Origin of the sequence: Pseudomonas brassicacearum subsp. brassicacearum (assembly GCF_008801605.1) — a bacterium.
GTDB classification, from domain to species: Bacteria; Pseudomonadota; Gammaproteobacteria; order Pseudomonadales; family Pseudomonadaceae; genus Aquipseudomonas; species Aquipseudomonas brassicacearum.
Genome location: NZ_VZPJ01000007.1, coordinates 105,807 through 122,996 on the forward strand (window position 1 = coordinate 105,807; position 17,190 = coordinate 122,996).

20 protein-coding genes are annotated in these 17,190 nt (G+C 63.2%); 9 read left to right on the top strand and 11 right to left on the bottom strand.

From position 1 onward, the window contains the following. Positions 1-4: 4 nt before the first annotated feature. Both serS and cysG read left to right on the top strand, forming a co-directional pair. Complete coding sequence (gene serS / locus F7R20_RS17245) at positions 5-1,285, top strand: serine--tRNA ligase (RefSeq protein ID WP_003203323.1); 1,281 nt, start codon at positions 5-7, stop codon at positions 1,283-1,285. Continuing rightward, complete coding sequence (gene cysG, locus F7R20_RS17250; protein ID WP_003203321.1) at positions 1,286-2,680, top strand: siroheme synthase CysG; 1,395 nt, start codon at positions 1,286-1,288, stop codon at positions 2,678-2,680. A gap of 119 nt (positions 2,681-2,799) precedes the next feature. Here cysG and F7R20_RS17255 read toward each other — a convergent pair whose 3' ends face one another. The 8 genes from F7R20_RS17255 to F7R20_RS17290 all read right to left on the bottom strand — a co-directional run bounded on the left by F7R20_RS17255 (position 2,800) and on the right by F7R20_RS17290 (position 7,016). After that, the gene (locus F7R20_RS17255) at positions 2,800-3,804 is read right to left on the bottom strand and encodes a glutathione S-transferase family protein (RefSeq protein WP_003203319.1); all 1,005 of its coding nucleotides are present in this window, start codon (positions 3,802-3,804) and stop codon (positions 2,800-2,802) included. A gap of 88 nt (positions 3,805-3,892) precedes the next feature. Further along, positions 3,893-4,894, bottom strand: coding sequence for a glycosyl transferase family protein (locus F7R20_RS17260; protein WP_003203316.1), 1,002 nt, complete (start codon positions 4,892-4,894; stop codon positions 3,893-3,895). Further along, the gene (locus F7R20_RS17265; protein ID WP_003203314.1) at positions 4,891-5,226 is read right to left on the bottom strand and encodes a TusE/DsrC/DsvC family sulfur relay protein; all 336 of its coding nucleotides are present in this window, start codon (positions 5,224-5,226) and stop codon (positions 4,891-4,893) included. The genes F7R20_RS17260 and F7R20_RS17265 overlap by 4 nt, the downstream gene beginning before the upstream one ends. Next, complete coding sequence (gene tusB, locus F7R20_RS17270) at positions 5,223-5,516, bottom strand: sulfurtransferase complex subunit TusB (protein WP_003203312.1); 294 nt, start codon at positions 5,514-5,516, stop codon at positions 5,223-5,225. The genes F7R20_RS17265 and tusB overlap by 4 nt, the downstream gene beginning before the upstream one ends. Continuing rightward, positions 5,516-5,878 carry a sulfurtransferase complex subunit TusC gene (tusC, locus tag F7R20_RS17275; protein WP_003203309.1) on the bottom strand — a complete coding sequence of 121 codons (363 nt, stop codon included), beginning with the start codon at positions 5,876-5,878 and terminating at the stop codon, positions 5,516-5,518. Before tusC ends, tusB begins: the two co-directional genes overlap by 1 nt. Further along, positions 5,878-6,270, bottom strand: coding sequence for a sulfurtransferase complex subunit TusD (tusD, locus tag F7R20_RS17280; protein ID WP_003203307.1), 393 nt, complete (start codon positions 6,268-6,270; stop codon positions 5,878-5,880). The genes tusC and tusD overlap by 1 nt, the downstream gene beginning before the upstream one ends. Before the next feature lie 147 nt (positions 6,271-6,417). Next, positions 6,418-6,753 carry a DUF6388 family protein gene (locus F7R20_RS17285; RefSeq protein ID WP_003203305.1) on the bottom strand — a complete coding sequence of 112 codons (336 nt, stop codon included), beginning with the start codon at positions 6,751-6,753 and terminating at the stop codon, positions 6,418-6,420. Between the two features lie 2 nt (positions 6,754-6,755). After that, complete coding sequence (locus F7R20_RS17290; RefSeq protein WP_003203303.1) at positions 6,756-7,016, bottom strand: hypothetical protein; 261 nt, start codon at positions 7,014-7,016, stop codon at positions 6,756-6,758. A 141-nt stretch (positions 7,017-7,157) separates the two neighbouring features. Between F7R20_RS17290 and F7R20_RS17295 the strand changes: the two genes are divergently transcribed. Further along, positions 7,158-7,508 (top strand): hypothetical protein, encoded by a 351-nt coding sequence (locus F7R20_RS17295; RefSeq protein WP_003203301.1) that lies wholly within the window; start codon positions 7,158-7,160, stop codon positions 7,506-7,508. A gap of 47 nt (positions 7,509-7,555) precedes the next feature. Here F7R20_RS17295 and F7R20_RS17300 read toward each other — a convergent pair whose 3' ends face one another. After that, positions 7,556-7,987: a GNAT family N-acetyltransferase gene (locus F7R20_RS17300; RefSeq protein ID WP_003203299.1), complete on the bottom strand. Its 432-nt coding sequence runs from the start codon at positions 7,985-7,987 to the stop codon at positions 7,556-7,558. Between the two features lie 164 nt (positions 7,988-8,151). Between F7R20_RS17300 and ggt the strand changes: the two genes are divergently transcribed. From ggt to F7R20_RS17320, 4 genes are read left to right on the top strand one after another with little or no spacing between them, the layout of a single operon-like run. Then, positions 8,152-9,879 carry a gamma-glutamyltransferase gene (gene ggt, locus F7R20_RS17305; RefSeq protein WP_003203297.1) on the top strand — a complete coding sequence of 576 codons (1,728 nt, stop codon included), beginning with the start codon at positions 8,152-8,154 and terminating at the stop codon, positions 9,877-9,879. A 40-nt stretch (positions 9,880-9,919) separates the two neighbouring features. Next, positions 9,920-10,453 carry a cysteine hydrolase family protein gene (locus F7R20_RS17310; RefSeq protein ID WP_003203296.1) on the top strand — a complete coding sequence of 178 codons (534 nt, stop codon included), beginning with the start codon at positions 9,920-9,922 and terminating at the stop codon, positions 10,451-10,453. An 11-nt stretch (positions 10,454-10,464) separates the two neighbouring features. Continuing rightward, positions 10,465-11,691: a hypothetical protein gene (locus tag F7R20_RS17315; RefSeq protein WP_003203294.1), complete on the top strand. Its 1,227-nt coding sequence runs from the start codon at positions 10,465-10,467 to the stop codon at positions 11,689-11,691. Positions 11,692-11,725: 34 nt separating this feature from the next. Continuing rightward, on the top strand, positions 11,726-12,358 hold the full coding sequence (locus F7R20_RS17320; protein WP_003203291.1) for a Vgb family protein: 633 nt from the start codon (positions 11,726-11,728) through the stop codon (positions 12,356-12,358). A 49-nt stretch (positions 12,359-12,407) separates the two neighbouring features. On the opposite strand, the gene F7R20_RS17325 is transcribed toward F7R20_RS17320, so the two are convergent. Further along, positions 12,408-13,268, bottom strand: coding sequence for a CAP domain-containing protein (locus tag F7R20_RS17325; RefSeq protein ID WP_003203289.1), 861 nt, complete (start codon positions 13,266-13,268; stop codon positions 12,408-12,410). A gap of 179 nt (positions 13,269-13,447) precedes the next feature. Next, positions 13,448-14,413: an EamA family transporter gene (locus F7R20_RS17330; protein WP_033028130.1), complete on the bottom strand. Its 966-nt coding sequence runs from the start codon at positions 14,411-14,413 to the stop codon at positions 13,448-13,450. Positions 14,414-14,837: 424 nt separating this feature from the next. Between F7R20_RS17330 and F7R20_RS17340 the strand changes: the two genes are divergently transcribed. Then, on the top strand, positions 14,838-15,968 hold the full coding sequence (locus F7R20_RS17340; RefSeq protein WP_003203281.1) for a sensor histidine kinase: 1,131 nt from the start codon (positions 14,838-14,840) through the stop codon (positions 15,966-15,968). Between the two features lie 97 nt (positions 15,969-16,065). Then, positions 16,066-17,157 carry an SMP-30/gluconolactonase/LRE family protein gene (locus F7R20_RS17345; protein ID WP_003203277.1) on the top strand — a complete coding sequence of 364 codons (1,092 nt, stop codon included), beginning with the start codon at positions 16,066-16,068 and terminating at the stop codon, positions 17,155-17,157. Positions 17,158-17,190: the final 33 nt, after the last annotated feature.

Here is a 17,190-nt window from a genome sequence, read left to right on the forward strand (position 1 = left end):
CGACATGCTCGATTCCAAACTGTTACGTAGCAACCTTCAGGACGTAGCGGACCGCCTGGCATCCCGTGGCTTTGCCCTGGACGTCGCGCGCATCGAAGCGCTGGAAGAACAGCGCAAGACCGTCCAGACCCGCACCGAAGCCCTGCAGGCTGAACGTAACGCGCGCTCCAAGTCCATCGGCCAGGCCAAGCAGCGCGGTGAAGACATCGCGCCGCTGATGGCTGATGTCGAGCGCATGGCGGGAGAATTGAGCGCCGGCAAGGTCGAGCTGGACGCGATCCAGACCGAGCTGGATTCGATCCTGCTGGGCATCCCGAACCTGCCTCACGAATCGGTGCCGGTCGGTGAAGACGAAGAGGGCAACGTCGAAGTGCGCCGTTGGGGCACGCCGAAAGCCTTCGATTTCCCGGTGCAGGACCACGTGGCCTTGGGCGAGAAGTTCGGCTGGCTCGACTTCGAAACCGCCGCCAAGCTGTCGGGCGCCCGTTTTGCCTTGCTGCGCGGGCCGATTGCCCGCCTGCACCGGGCCCTGGCGCAGTTCATGATCAACCTGCATGTCACCGAGCACGGCTACGAAGAAGCCTACACGCCGTACCTGGTCCAGGCCCCGGCCCTGCAAGGCACTGGCCAGTTGCCGAAGTTCGAGGAAGATCTGTTCAAGATCAGCCGCGAAGGCGAGGCAGACCTGTACCTGATCCCGACCGCCGAAGTGTCGCTGACCAACATCGTGGCCGGCGAAATCGTCGACGCCAAGCAACTGCCGATCAAGTTCGTTGCCCACACGCCGTGCTTCCGCAGTGAAGCCGGGGCGTCGGGCCGTGACACCCGTGGCATGATCCGCCAGCACCAGTTCGACAAGGTCGAGATGGTGCAGATCGTCGAGCCTTCGAAGTCCATGGAAGCGCTGGAAAGCCTGACCGCCAACGCCGAGAAGGTCTTGCAGCTGCTGGAACTGCCGTATCGCACCCTGGCGCTGTGCACCGGCGACATGGGCTTCAGTGCGGTCAAGACCTATGACCTGGAAGTCTGGATCCCGAGCCAGGACAAGTACCGCGAGATTTCCTCGTGCTCCAACTGCGGCGACTTCCAGGCCCGCCGCATGCAGGCGCGTTTCCGCAACCCGGAAACCGGCAAGCCGGAACTGGTCCACACCCTCAATGGCTCCGGCCTGGCGGTGGGGCGTACCCTGGTGGCGGTGCTGGAAAACTACCAGCAGGCCGACGGTTCGATCCGTGTGCCTGAAGTGTTGAAGCCCTACATGGGCGGCATCGAGGTCATCGGCTAAATGGACTATTTGCCACTGTTCCACAACCTGCGCGGCAGCCGCGTGCTGGTGGTCGGCGGTGGGGAGATTGCCTTGCGCAAGTCCCGCCTGCTGGCCGATGCCGGCGCGTTGCTGCGGGTGGTCGCACCCGACATCGAACCGCAGTTGCGGGAACTGGTCAGTGGCAGCGGCGGCGAGTGCCTCCAGCGCGGTTACCTTGAAACGGACCTGGACGGTTGCGGGCTGATCATTGCCGCTACCGACGACGAACCGCTCAATGCCCAGGTCTCGGCTGACGCTCATAAGCGTTGTGTGCCGGTCAACGTGGTGGACGCGCCGGCGCTGTGCAGCGTGATCTTCCCGGCGATCGTCGACCGCTCACCGTTGGTGATCGCGGTGTCCAGCGGCGGCGACGCGCCGGTGCTGGCGCGGCTGATCCGGGCCAAGCTGGAAACCTGGATTCCGTCGACCTACGGGCAGTTGGCTGGGCTGGCGGCGCGTTTTCGCAGCCAGGTCAAAGGCTTGTTTCCCGATGTGCAGCAACGACGGGCGTTCTGGGAAGAAGTGTTCCAGGGTCCTATCGCCGACCGGCAACTGGCCGGGCAGGGCGCTGAAGCCGAGCGCCTGCTGCGGGAAAAGATCGATGGCCAGGCGCCGGACGCGCCGGGCGAAGTTTATCTGGTGGGCGCCGGGCCGGGCGATCCGGACCTGTTGACCTTCCGCGCCTTGCGCTTGATGCAACAGGCGGACGTGGTGCTGTACGACCGCCTGGTGGCGCCGGCGATCCTGGAGCTCTGCCGGCGCGACGCCGAGCGCATCTACGTCGGCAAGCGCCGTTCCGAACATGCCGTACCCCAGGACCAGATCAACCAGCAATTGGTGGACCTGGCTCGCCAAGGCAAGCGCGTGGTGCGGTTGAAGGGCGGCGATCCGTTCATCTTCGGGCGCGGCGGCGAGGAGATCGAAGAGCTGGCGGCCCATGGCATCCCGTTCCAGGTCGTCCCGGGCATCACCGCGGCCAGTGGTTGCGCGGCCTACGCCGGAATCCCGCTGACCCATCGCGACTACGCCCAATCGGTGCGTTTCATCACCGGCCATCTCAAGGACGGCACCAGCGACTTGCCATGGGCCGACCTGGTCTCTCCGGCCCAGACGCTGGTGTTCTACATGGGCTTGGTCGGCCTGCCGATGATCTGCAGCGAGCTGATCAAGCATGGCCGTGCGGCGGATACGCCAGCGGCGTTGATCCAGCAGGGCACGACGTCCAACCAGCGGGTATTTACCGGCACTTTGGCGGACTTGCCACGGCTGGTGGCCGAGCACGAAGTGCATGCGCCGACCCTGGTGATCGTTGGGGAAGTGGTGCAACTGCGCGAGAAGCTGGCGTGGTTTGAAGGGGCTCAAGGCCAGGTCTGAAACCGTGTTGTCCCGATTGCGAGCAAGCTCGCTCCCACAGTGGACCGTGTTTGAATACAGTCCAATGTGGGAGCGAGCTTGCTCGCGATGAGGCCCTCAAATACAGCGAAAACCCAGGTTCAATCCCCAGCCCCACGCCAAATCCCTTTCCCACTCAACCTTCCCCGATCATGGGCGACCGTAAGGTCCTGCTTCGGCCCCTTGGGCACGATCCCATTCGGGTTGATGGTCTTGTGGCTGCCGTAGTAATGGCCTTGGATGTGGGTGAAATCCACGGTCTCGGCAATGCCTGGCCACTGGTACAACTCCCGCAGCCAGTTCGACAGGTTCGGATAATCGGCGATGCGCCGCAGGTTGCATTTGAAGTGGCCGAAGTACACCGCGTCGAAGCGGATGATCGTAGTGAATAGGCGAATATCCGCCTCGGTCAGGTATTCGCCAGCCAGGTAACGGCGGGTTGCCAGCAACGCTTCCAGCCAATCCAGTTCGGCAAATAGCCGGTCGAAGGCTTCTTCATACGCGGCTTGGGTCGTGGCGAATCCGGCACGGTACACACCGTTGTTCACCGCCGGGTAGATCCGCTCGTTCAAGGCGTCGATATCGCGGCGCAGGTGTTCGGGATACAGGTCCAGGTCGTTGCCAGTCAAGTCGTCGAAGGCACTGTTGAACATGCGGATGATTTCCGCCGATTCATTGTTGACGATGCGTTGTTGGCGTTTGTCCCACAGCACCGGCACGGTAACGCGGCCAGTGTAGTCCGGCGTGTCGGCGGTGTAGCGCTGATGCAGGAAGCTCAGGTTGTCGAGTTTGTCGCCAGTGGAGCCGTGGGTCTTGTCGAAGGTCCAGCCGTTTTCCAACATCAGGTAGCTGACCACCGACACATCGATCAAGTTTTCCAGGCCCTTGAGCTTGCGCAAGATCAGCGTGCGGTGCGCCCAGGGGCAGGCCAGGGACACGTACAAATGGTAGCGCCCGGCCTCGGCGGCAAAACCGCTGTCGCCTGAAGGGCCGGCGCTGCCGTCGGCAGTCACCCAGTGACGGCGTTGCGCCTGTTCGCGCTGGAAGGTGCCGTCCTTGCTTTCATACCACTGATCCTGCCAGCGGCCCTCGACTAACAAACCCATCTCGATCTCCTCGGCCAATAAACGTTGGAGGCGAGTCTATTCCGATAGGTTCGGAGTAAAAGCGCAAAGGTTGGGCGCTAATGATCGGTTAAATCGAACGATCCCGGGCATCCCAATACTGCCGGGCTTTGTCGAACGCTTCTTCGCGCGCCAGGCCCAGGCCACGCAAGGCCAGGGCCATGGTGGCGATCAGCGCCAGTTGTGGGTAGCTGTCCTCGACGTCGCCACGCCAGATCGCCTTCAAGTGCTCGGGATCGAGGTTTTCCGGTTTGACGTGGCGCTGCTCGGCCAATCGCGGCCATTCTTCGTCCCAACTGACGCCGCCGGTGGTGCCGTACAAGTGGCTGTCGGCGTCCGGGTTGATTTCGATCTCGCCGCCGTCGCCCTTGATGACGATGGCGGTATCACCGAGCAAGCCGCTGGCATCGCGGTGCACGGCCTGATAGCCCGGGTGGAAGATGCTTTGCAAGCCGCACCGGGCGGCCAGCGGGTTGAGGATGCGTGCCAGGGAGTGGATCGGCGAGCGCAGGCCCAGGGTGTTGCGCAGGTCAATCATCCGCTGCATCTGCGGCGCCCAGTCCACCAGCGGCATGAAGGCCAGGCCGCCGTTGTCCAGCGCGCTGCCGACCTGCTGCCAATCCCGGCACAGTGGGATCTGCAACAAGCCCAGCAATTGTTCGGTGTAGAGCCGACCTGCCGTATGAGCGCCGGCGCCGTGCATGAAAATCCGCACGCCGTTCTGCCCAAGGCACTTGGCCGCCAGCAGGTACCACGGCAAATGGCGTTTCTTGCCGGCGTAGGTCGGCCAGTCGAGGTCCACCGCCAACGCCGGGACTACCAGGCGTTCACGCAGGGCCTCGGTGAAACCGGCCATCTCCTCGGCACTTTCTTCCTTGTGTCGCAGCAGCATCAGGAAGGCGCCAAGCTGGGTGTCCTCGACCTTTTCGTCGAGCACCAGGCCCATGGCTTCGCGGGCTTCTTCGCGGGTCAGGTTGCGGGCACCGCGCTTGCCTTTGCCAAGGATGCGCACGAACTGGGCGAACGGGTGTTCGGCCGGGGTCTCAAGGGTCAGCGATGGGAAGTCGGTCATAAGCAATTCGTCGGTTTGGGCAGGCCCGCCAGCTTGGCGGCGAGTTTGGCGGGAGTGCCTTTGAACAATCGGTTCAGGTGCAGGCTATTGCCTTTGTCCGCGCCCAGTTTCAGTGCCGTGTACTTGATCAGCGGCCGGGTCGCGGGGGAGAGCTGGAATTCGTTGTAGAAGCCGCGCAGCAGTTCGAGGATTTCCCAGTGTTCGGGGCCGAGCTCGATGTCTTCGGCGGTTGCCAGGGCCGTGGCGACCTCGGCCGACCAGTCGTCAAGGTCGGCCAGGTAGCCGTCCTTGTCCAGCGCGATGGCGCGGTCGCCCACGTTCAGCGTCTTCATAGCCAGGTGTTGACCTTGTCGTGCTCGATCGACAGCTCGACGAAACCTGAGTAGTTGATGGCTTCGGCCCAGTCTGGCGTGTCCAGGGCGCGGGCCTGGAGGTCTTCGGCGAGCACGAACAGGTTCACCCCAGCGGCCTGCAGCACCTCAAACGGTGGGCTGCCCGGTTGCAACGCGTACGTCGCGTCGCCGCACAGCAGCAGCGCATCCTGATTGCCCAGTACCCGCAGGCAACTGGCGAGGCGGTTATCGCCGAAGGGCGAATGAGACAACACATGCAAAGTCGACATCAGAGGGTGATCACCTGGTCGTAACGGTCAATGAGCGCGGCGATTTGCGGCGCGGTCAGAGCTTTCACGTCGCCCAGCGCCAAGGTATCGGTGGCGATACCTCGTTCGGCGGCGCTGTCGGCACAGAGGAACAGGTCCTCGACGCCGAACATCGGCAACGCCTGCAGGTTGGCGCTCAGGTCCTTTTGCTGGACCGCCTTGGCGTTTTGGTTGGCGGTGAGCTGGAACACCCCGTCATCGAGAAACAGCAGGCCGATCGGCAGGTCGAACGCACCGCCGGCCAGGACGATGTCCAGCGCTTCACGGGCGCCGGGGCCGGACCATGGGGCCTGGCGGCTGATGAGCAATAAAGACTTGGCCATCACGCGCCTCCAAAGCAGATCAAACGGTCGGCGTCCTGGATCGCATCGTGCAACTGGCCCAGCCCGGACAAGGCCCAGGGCGCCTCGACACTGGCCGCCGAACGCTGGTAGCGCTGGGCCTCTTCCTCGTTCAACACCCCACGACGCAACGCCGCCGCGATGCAGACCACGCCGTCGAGCTGGTTGTCGCTGACAAAGGTTCGCCATTGCCGGGGCAGGTCCTGTTCGTCCTGGGGCGTGACGACACTGGCGCAGGCGTTATAGACGCCGTCCTGATAGAAAAACAGCCGCACGATCTCATGCCCGCCCGCCAGCGCAGCCTCGGCAAACAGCAGGGCACGGCGCGAGGAGGGCGCATGGGCGGCGGAAAACAGCGCGATGGCGAACTTCATGACAGACCCGATCAGCAAAACTGCGGCCATGATAAAGCTTTATGGGCGGTGGGGCGATTGCCAGGGAAGGGGGCGAGACCTGTTTGGTTCAGGGGCATTTAAAGAATGCTCCTGCTCGGCAGCTCCTACAGGCCACAGGGAAAGTGCTCAGTCCTGGAGTTTGAGGCCATGCAACTCGCAATACTCCGCCCATTCCATCCCCGCCATCTCCGCCACCTCCTTGTGCACTTCCAGGCGCTGGGCCTGGTAGTCCTGGGGTGAAGCGGCGGTCAGTTGCAGGGTCAGTTCCCAGGCAAACAGGCCCAGGCGCTCGGCCTCGGCTTCGAAGGCTTCATGCAACCGCTCGGCGCGGTACTGCGCGGCAGTCTCGCCCTTGGCCTGGGCCAGCAGCGGGTTGAGGTGGTCCAGCTCGACGCGCAGCTCGGGGCGCTCGTCGAGGAATTTTTCCAGGGCTCGTTCGTGTTGCTGTTCGGTTGCCGCCATGGTCACTCCTTGGGGGATGCAGACTGCTTCTTGCTGGCCTTGGCCGCAGCCGCCAGGCATTCGAGGGCGAATTGTTCGGTGTAGGTCATCTGGATCGGCGTGGTTTCGCCCTTGACGGTGCGTTCGCCGTCGAGGATGTAGCGAATCCGCTTGTCGGTGACGCCGAGGCGCTTGGCGATCCAGGACGGTGTCTGGCCGATCTGGCTGATCAGTTTGTCGGCGTATTCGGCGGTGGGTTTGTAGAATTCGGCGTTGGGGGTCATGGGGTGTTCCGCGTGGCTGGTGGCAATGGCGCGACAGGGTGCGCGAATCGCAGGCCGATGTCCCGTGTAAATTTCAGTAAAGCAGCACGAAGGCCCGGGCCGCAGTGCTACAGTCCGTTTTTTTCTAGATGAGTGAACGCAATGCGAATGTTGACCGTGGCCCTGGCCGCAACCTTGCTGGCCGGCTGCGCGGGTTCGGCGATGAACGAGGCCCGGACCCAGGCCCCTTACAAGACCCTGACCTCGGACAAACCCGAACAGGTCGTGGCCCAGTGTGTGCAGTTCTCCTGGCAGGACGAAGCGGTGTTTGGTGTCGATGCCGGCGCCTACCTGCAACCGGGCAAGAAGGGCGGCTCGACGGTCTACACCCGCTCTGCCGAATCGTTTGTCGATCTGCATGACGGTGCGACAGGCACCGAGTTGAGTTATTACGCCAAGCATGACGACTTCGTGGCCAAGCGCCGGTTGGCGGCGTTGGCGACGTGTCTTTAAGCAGATAGGCCGATCGCGAGCAAGCTCGCTCCCACAGGGTTTGCGTTTCAATCTGTAGGCGTCAGGCGTTTCTGGAAGAAGAAGCGCTGGTGGCCCGGGGGGTAGTCGTCAATCTGGCCGCACTCGGTGAAACCGTGCCTGCGGTAGAACTCCGGCGCCTGGAAGTCGAAGGTGTCCAGCCAGATGCCCACGCAGTTTTTCTCCCGGGCCAGTTCTTCGGCCATCTGCATCAGGGTCGAGCCCGTGCCCTGGCCCCGGGCCTGTTCCGGCACCACCAGCAGCTCGATATACAGCCAGCGGAAAAACACTCGGCCATAGAGCCCCCCGACAATTTCATCCTGTTCGTCCCGCACCAGCCAAGCCACCAGTTCAGGCACCGTCCCGCCGGTCTTGGCGGTGTTATAGGCGCGTAGCGGGGCGAGGATGGCTTGGCGTTCTTCGTCGGTGGGCGTGTCCGTGCGTTCGATTCGTAGCGTCATCGGCGATGTCCTTATGCAGTCAAGATGAACCGCAGGAGCCTATCTCAAAGGCTACCGTGGCGTCACCCGGTGGACGGGAGAACAGGCGCATTACGCAAACCAGGCCATACTAGCTAGTTGCTTGATGCGATCCCCGACTTTTTAAAACAAGAAGAGGCCGACTCATGAAGTTCGAATCCTTTGCCCGGACCCTCATTGCCACCACCCTGACCCTCAGCTGTTTGTATGCCCAGGCCGCCTCCCAGGCGCCAGTGGCCGCCGAGAACGGCATGGTGGTCACCGCCCAGCACCTGGCGACCCACGTGGGTGTCGATGTGCTCAAGAGCGGCGGCAATGCCGTGGATGCGGCGGTGGCGGTGGGGTATGCCCTGGCGGTGGTGTATCCGGCGGCGGGTAACCTGGGCGGGGGTGGCTTCATGACCCTGCAAATGGCCGATGGCCGCAAGACGTTCCTGGATTTCCGCGAAAAAGCGCCCCTGGCCGCCACGGCCAACATGTACTTGGACAAGGATGGCAACGTCGTCCCCGACCTCAGCACCCGCGGACACCTGGCCGTGGGCGTGCCCGGCACCGTCTCCGGCATGGAGTTGGCGTTGAAGAAATACGGCAGTAAACCGCGGGCGGAGCTGATCGCTCCGGCCATCAGGTTCGCCGAGGAAGGCTTTACCCTGGAGCAGGGCGATGTCGATCTGCTGGAAACCGCCACCGATGTGTTCAAGAAGGACATGCGCGATTCCGGGGCGATCTTCCTGCACAACGGCGAGCCCATGCAGGTCGGCCAGAAACTGGTACAAAAAGACCTCGCCAAGACCCTGCGGGAAATCTCCGCCAAGGGTGCCGACGGTTTCTACAAGGGCTGGGTCGCCGATGCCCTGGTCACCTCCAGCCAGGCCAACAAAGGCATCATCACCCAGGCCGACCTGGACAAATACAAGACCCGCGAGCTGGCCCCGGTGGAGTGTGACTACCGCGGCTACCACATCATCTCGGCGCCGCCGCCCAGTTCCGGCGGGGTGGTGCTGTGCCAGATCATGAACATCCTCGACGGCTATCCGATGAAGGACCTGGGATTCCATTCGGCCCAGGGCATGCACTATCAGATCGAAGCCATGCGCCACGCCTACGTGGACCGCAACAGTTACCTGGGGGACCCGGACTTCGTGAAGAACCCCATCGACCATCTGCTGGATAAAAACTACGCCGCCAAACTGCGGGCGGCGATTGAACCGCAAAAGGCCGGCGACTCGCAGAAGATCAAGCCCGGCGTGGCGCCCCATGAGGGCAGCAACACCACCCATTACTCCATCGTCGACCAGTGGGGCAATGCCGTTTCGGTCACCTACACCCTGAACGACTGGTTCGGTGCCGGTGTCATGGCAAGCAAGACCGGGGTGATTCTCAATGATGAAATGGACGACTTCACCGCCAAGGTCGGCGTGCCCAACATGTATGGCCTGGTGCAGGGCGAAGCCAACGCCATCGCGCCGGGCAAGGCGCCGTTGTCATCCATGAGCCCGACCATTGTCACCAAGGACGGCAAGACGGTCATGGTGGTGGGTACCCCGGGCGGCAGCCGGATCATCACCGCGACGTTGCTGACGATCCTCAATGTGATCGACTACGGCATGAACCTCCAGGAGGCTGTCGACGCCCCACGTTTCCACCAACAGTGGATGCCGGAGGAAACCAACCTGGAGACTTTTGCGGCCAGCCCGGATACCCGCAAGCTGCTGGAGAGCTGGGGGCACAAGTTTGCCGGCCCGCAGGACCCCAACCACATTGCCGCGATCCTGGTCGGTGCGCCGTCATTGGGTGGCAAACCGGTGGGCAAGAACCGCTTCTATGGCGCCAACGACCCCCGTCGCAACACTGGGTTGTCGCTGGGGTATTGAGTTATCGCGCGGCTGCGATATTGTTTGAAGAGGGAAGGTCATGAACACCGCATTGCTGATCATCGATGTCCAGAACGCGCTGTGCTCAGGCGAAGAGGAATGCTTCGACAGCCAGCGCATCATCCGGACCATCAACGAACTGGCGGCCAAAACCCGGGCCCTGGGCTTGACGGTGATCCTGATCCAGCACGAAGAGTTGGAAGGCTCGCTGACGTATGGTTCTGCCGCCTGGCAACTGGCCGACGACCTGCTGACCGCTGCCGATGACCTGCGGGTGCGCAAGACCACCCCCGATGCCTTCTACCAGACCGACCTGCAACCGTTGTTGCAGGCCCGAGGCATCGACCGCCTGGTGGTCTGCGGGTTGCAAACCGACTATTGCGTCAACGCTACCGTGCGCCAAGCCCATGCCCTGGGGTACGACGTGGTTTTGGCGGCCGATGCCCACTCCACGGTGGACAACGGCAGCATGGCGGCTGAGCAGATCATCGCCAATCACAACAACCGATTGGGGCGGCTGAGCAGTGCGGTATCGCGGATCGACGTGGTGCCGGCTGCCGACATCCGCCTCTGACCCCAAGACCGATGACAGCTGACCCTCTGATCACCGCAGCGGCGCGAGCACTGGCGGCGGGGGACCCTGTCGCTGCGCTCAATCGCGTCGCGCTGCGCAACGATGCCCCGGCCCTCGCGCTTCGCGGCATTGCCATGGCGCAGTTGGGGGATCTGGTTCGGGCCAGGGCCCTGATGCGTCGGGCGGGCGCGGCCTTCGGGCCCAAGGAGGCCGTGGCACGGGCGCGTTGTGTGGTCGCCGAAGGCGAAATCGCCCTGGCGTCCCGTGACCTGGCTTGGCCGATGAAGCGCCTCGACGCCGCGCGGGCGGTGCTCGAAACCCACGACGACCGGGCGAACGTTGCGCACGCCCACACGATCGAAATCCGGCGGCTGCTGTTGATCGGTCGGCTCGACGAGGCCGAACGCAGGCTCGTTGACCTGGAGCTTGCCTGCCTGCCCTTGGCATCACGGGCGGCTTGCGAGTTAGTGGCTGCGGGAATCGCCATGCGACGGTTGCAAACACAGGCCGCCCGCGCCGCCCTCGAACGGGCCGGGCAAGCCGCAGGGCAAGCGGGAATCGGCGCGCTGAGCGCCGAAATTGAAAGCGCCTGGCGGCTACTGCGCACACCCGCCGCGCGGCTGATCGCCCGAGGCCAGGAGCGCTTGCTCCTGCTGGAAGAAGTGCAAGCGCTGTTGGCCGGGCCGGCGTTGGTGGTGGACGCGTGCCGCTATGGGATCAGCGGCGCCGGCATTCAGGTCAGCCTTGCCCGGCGTCCGGTATTGTTCGCCTTGGCGCGAGGGCTGGCTCAAGCCTGGCCTGGCGACGTGCCAAGGGAAACGCTCATGACCCAGGCCTTCGGCTTGAAACTGACGGATGAATCCCATCGCGCCCGGCTGCGGGTCGAGATGGGGCGGTTGCGTGCCACGCTTCGTCCGTTGGCTGACGTGAGGGCAACCCAGCGCGGTTTTACCCTGGTGCCGCGACATGCCGACGAGGTCGTGGTGCTGGCGCGAGTCGTCGAGGAGCCCTACGCAGCGGTGCTGGCATTGCTGGCCGACGGTGAAGCCTGGTCCAGTTCAGCCCTGGCGCTGGCGCTGGACATCAGTCAGCGTAGCGTGCAACGGGCCTTGGAGACACTGGCCGCCGCCGGTAAGGCGCAGTCGTTCGGGCGCGCCAGGGCCCGTCGCTGGTTGGCGCCACCGATGCCTGGATTCGCGACGGTATTGTTACTCACTGCGCTGCCATCGGAGGATTAGGCTGCAGTCACACCCCACTGATGAGGCGAGTGAGATGAAACGTTCAGAGGCACAGATCCTGCGTGAATACGGTCCTTTCCCGGGCGTCGATTGCGTGCATGGCGTGAGCCATGACGGCGAGCGCGTCTGGTTCGCTTCAGGCGACAAGTTGCATGCCCTCGATCCCGCCAGTGGCCAGACCGTGCATTCGCTCGATGTCCCGGCGAATGCGGGCACGGCGTTCGACGGTGAGTATTTATTCCAGATTGCCGGCGACAGCATCCGCAAGATCGATCCACGCACCGGTCAGGTATTGGCGACGATTCCGGCCCCCAACAGCGGTGATGATTCCGGCCTGGCGTGGGCCGAAGGATCGCTCTGGGTCGGTCAGTACAAGGCGCGCAAGATACTGCAGATCGATCCCGCCGACGGAAGGGTCCTGCGCACCATCGAATCCAACCGCTTTGTCACGGGCGTGACCTGGGTCGATGGAGAGCTTTGGCACGGCACCTGGGAAAACGACGAGAGCGACCTGCGACGTATCGATCCGCAAACGGCGCAAGTGCTGGAAAGCGTGACGATGCCACCCGGGACCGGTGTGTCGGGGCTGGAGTCCGACGGGGCCGACCGGTTTTTCTGTGGCGGCGGTGGCAGTGGCAAGGTGAGGGCGGTTCGTCGGCCGGCGTGAGAGGCGGCAGATTTGCCATAGCTCCCTGGCCACAAAGGTGTCCGTCACATCACGGTGCACCAAGCACCATCGTCCAGTACACCCCCGCATCACTGCGTGAGTCGCTGGCGGAAGCTGCGCCCATCTGGGTGAACATCGGGTTCATCAGGTTGGCGCAGTGCCCCGGGCTGTCCAGCCAGTCTTGCATGGCCTGGCTCGGCGAGCGTTGACCAGCGGCGATGTTCTCGCCCAGTTTATGTCCGCGAAAGCCGGCGCTCTTGGCGCGATCGGAAGAGGAGCGACCGTCCGGATCGCGATGGGCGAAATAGTTCTCGCGGGCCATCGACCGGCTGTGGCCTTGGGCGGCGGTTCCCAACGCGGCGTTCCAGCTCAGCGGCCGGGCCGCCGCAAAGCGCTGGCGCCCGCACATCCGTGGCTTGGCCCTGGCGGCGTTGACCTGGGCCAGCAGCGACTTGTCCGACGCACCCGCGTCGCTCATCCGTGTGCCAGCCATGGGCTGCGCCAGCACCACGCGCCATTCATCACCGACCCGATTGACACCGATGTCGGCGTACTGGTTGTCCAGCAGCGCTGCGCAATGTTCGTCGGCCAACATGTCGAAGGCTTCTTCGGCGTCCCGCGCATCGGTCAGGCGGATGCTGCGCACAGCCCGGGCTTGATAGCCGGCGTCTTTCAAGGTTTCCCGCAGGCCACCGCGAAAGCCCATCGGCAAGCCCAGGCTCGAACGCAGTACCAGTGGCTGGGTGGCACGCACCGTGCGCCATTCACAGCGGCGCGACTGGCTGCGGAAATCGTTGATGGCGTCCACCAGCTGCCTTTCGCCGCGGGCATGGGCGGGGCTGGCAAATAAGGGAAACAGGGCAAGCAAGCACAGCGAAACGAAACGGCAAGAGCGAACAGGGTGGCGCATGGGGCGAACGGCTCAAGAAGGGGGAGGTGCTTTAGCGCCAGGCTTGGCGCCGATCAGCTGGAAAACCCGTCGCTGCAGATCGGCGGGGTTTTCACGGCTGGGGTAGGACTGTCGGTTTTGAAACAAGTTTCAGGAAGGCGAAGAGTATCTGCGGGCTGGCACAACTGTGTTCAGTGGGTTCAATTCGCCGTTTCAGCCACAGGCACCTTGACCCGTTCGACCTTGCGATAGGTCAGCAGCACGATGCCCGTCACCACAATCGCGCCACCCATCACCTGGCCCGGGTTGAGCATCTGGTCCAGCACCAGCCAGCCGATCAGCAGCGTGGCCAGCGGTTCGATGTTCATCACCGGGGCGTTGCGCGGCATGTCCAGGCGGGGCACGGAAATGAACAGCACAGTGAAGCCGGTGCCGTAGAGCACCACCAGGGTCGCCAGGGCGAACCAACCGGTGCTGCTGGCTGGCAGGTCGAAACCGCCGGGCAGGGCACCGGTCAGGCCGGCGAGGTTGACGCTGCTGAAGACGATGAAGATCGTCAGCAGGCTGCGGACCGAGCCGCGTACCTGGGACAACTTGTGATCGGTGATCCACAGTGCGCAGGCAAAGGCGCAAGCAGCGCAAAAGGCCAAACCCACCCCCAGCAGCCATTGCGGGCCGACGCCTTGCCCAGACGATAACCGCGCCGGCACTTCCAGCACGAACACCAGCCCCACCAGGATCATGCCCATCAACGCGGCGGTGCGCGCCGTCGGGCGTGGCCCGCCCAGGGCCCAGGTCAGCAAAGCCAGCAGGATCGGAAACACGTTGCCCACCAACAGCGCCAACGCCACCGGAACCCGCGCCACGGCGGAGTACAGGCACAGGCTCTGGGCGCCGATCAACAGCCCCAGTGCCAATTGCCAGCGCCACGCACCGGGCGGCAGGCGCAGGCTCTGTCGTTGCCAGAGCACCATCGCAGCCAGCACCAGCAGCGTCCCGCCCGAGCGCAGCAAGATCGCCAGCAGCACACCGGCACCGTCATCGAACGCGGCCCGCGCGGCGACGTGGTTCCCGGCGAAGGCACAGCCCATGCATAGCAGGACGAGCGCCGCGAGGTGGCGGGGTAACGGCGTGGGGGTGTCAGGTGCAGCGATGGGGCGAGTCATGGCAGGTGTCTCTATGGCGGCCGCCAAGGCAAAAGGTCCTGGATCGGCTGTTTTTAGTTATAGGTTGTCGTACGACTGTAAGGTTTTTACCTCGTGGGGTGCAAGGGACAAGGTCGGCAGGGCTGTACGCTCGGTATTTAGTTGCTTTGGCGTGTATATCCGTTTCTGCGGTAACGGCTACTTAGGGTTCCGCCTTTACGGCGGGTCACTTTCGAAAAGCCAGGAAGCCGGCCCAGTCGAAAGTAACCCGCCGTAAGGGCGGAACCGCCAGCCGCCGTTACCGCAGAAAAGGATATACACCCCCCAAAAAAAACACAGCGGAATATCAAAATGAACAGCATTACGCACATTATCCGGTGCTTTGCTGTACAACAAACCTGGCCGCTGTGTCGTTTACAGCATCGCCCTTCTTGCGGAAAAACTCATGCGCCTGGCCGATTTCATTCTCGACAATATCGAGCCGATTCTTCAGGCGTGGGAAGACTTCGCCAAAACCATCACCCCCGCATCCATTGGCATGGATTCCGTGGCCCTGCGCGACCATGCCGAGCAGATGCTGCGCACCATCGCTGCTGACCTGCGCACCTCGCAAACGCGCAAGGAGGCAATTGCCAAGTCCCACGGGGAGGCCCCGACGGCGGATGCCGAAACCGCCGCCGAAACCCATGCGGTCATCCGCCAGTCCTCGGGTTTCACCGTGGAACAAATGGTCTCCGAATACCGGGCCCTGCGCACCAGCGTGCTCATGCTCTGGATGCCGCACACGCAGTTGGATCACAAACAGGTCATGGACGATCTGATTCGATTCAACGAGGCCGTGGACCAGGCCTTGGCCGAGTCCGTCGTCAGTTACTCGGGGGCGGTGGATGCGTCGCGCAACATCTTTCTCGGGATTCTGGGGCATGACCTGCGCAGCCCCTTGGGCGCGATCCTGCTGAGTTCCGAAGTGCTGCTGCGGGCGGGGGACCTGCCCGCCAAGGCCACCAAGATCACTTCGCGTATCTACACCAGCGTCAAGCGGGCCAACAAAATCGTCGGCGATCTGCTGGATTTCACCCGTACCCAACTCGGCTCGGGCATTCCGGTGCAGCGTTTCAACGGCGATCTGGTGGCCGCCTGCGAAGGCATGGTGGAGGAGGCGCGGGCCTATCACCCGGAAAGCGAAATCCGCTTTGAAACGACCGGTGCCCTGGAGGCGCGGTTTGATCCCGCCCGCATGGAGCAAGTATTTGCCAACCTGATTGGCAACGCCGTCCAGCATGGTGCCGAAGGCACGCCGGTGACTGTTTCGTTGAGCGTGGAAAAGGATATGGCCGTGATTGCGATCAACAACCAGGGCAAGCCTATCGAGAAAGAGGCCATTGCCAACATCTTCAACCCAATGGTCCGAAGTCTGTGCAGCGGTGAAATGCAGTACGGTTCCACGGCTGGGCTCGGACTTGGCCTGCACATCGCTTCGGCGATCGTATCGGCCCATCAGGGCACCATCAAGGTCCACTCGGAGGCGCAAGTCGGCACGACATTTACCGTTCGTATACCGCTGAACCCGGCCTGATCGACTGTCCGCAAGAGCAGATTCACATACTTGTACGATGTCTTATCACGTAGTAAAACTGTCGTCCCGTCCAATAATAATTAACGGAGACGCACCGATGGATGCTTCGCAATCTGCAACCGCCGCCGATCAGGGCCGCCGGGTATTCCTGAAAAAATCCCTGGTGGTCTCGGCCGCTGCCGCCGCCCTTGGCAATCTGCCAGGGCTCGCCCAGGCCGAACCCTTGAGCCAGCGTTACCCGGACCCGCTGATCAATATCCTTGACCCCAGCTTCATGGACTTGCGCATCTTCAACGCCAGCGTGGAGAAACTCGCCACCGGTCTGCGTTGGGCAGAAGGGCCGGTGTGGGTCGGTGACGGTCGTTACCTGCTGGTCAGCGACATTCCAAACAACCGCATCGTGCGCTGGGATGAAATCACCGGCAGCCTGTCGGTGTACCGCGAGAATTCCAACTTCTCCAACGGCATGTGCCGCGATCGCCAGGGCCGGCTGCTGGTGTGCGAAGGCTCCACCACCGCCAGCGAAGGCCGACGCATCACTCGCACCGAGCACAACGGCACTATCACCGTGCTGGCGGACAGTTTCGAAGGCAAGCCGCTGAACTCGCCCAACGACATCGTGTGCAAGCGTGATGGCTCGGTCTGGTTCACCGACCCGCCGTTCCAGACCGGCAACAACTACGAGGGACACAAAGTCACCCCCGCCCAGCCCCACGCGGTGTATCGCATCGACGGCGGAACCGGCAAGGTCAGCCGGGTGATCGACGACCTGGCGGGGCCGAACGGGTTGTGTTTTTCCCCGGACGAGAAAATCCTCTACGTGGTCGAAGGCCGGGCCAAGCCCAACCGCTTGATCTGGGCAATCACGGTCAAGGACGATGGCACGCTGGGGGAGCGGCGCAAGCACATCGAAGGCCTGGATTACGCGGCGATCGATGGAATCAAGTGCGACGAGAGCGGCAACCTCTGGTGCGGTTGGGGCGGCAATGGCGACCCCAAGGCCGACCTGGAAAAACTCGACGGTGTGCGAGTGTTCAACCCTGAAGGCAAAGCCATCGGGCACATCTCCCTGCCGGAGCGCTGCCCCAACGTCTGCTTCGGAGGGCGGGAAGGCAATCGGTTGTTCATGGCCGGCAGCCATTCGCTGTATTCGCTGTTCGTGAATACACGGGGGGCGACGTTTGCCTGATTGAGCGGTTCTCCATTGTGGCGAGGATACTGT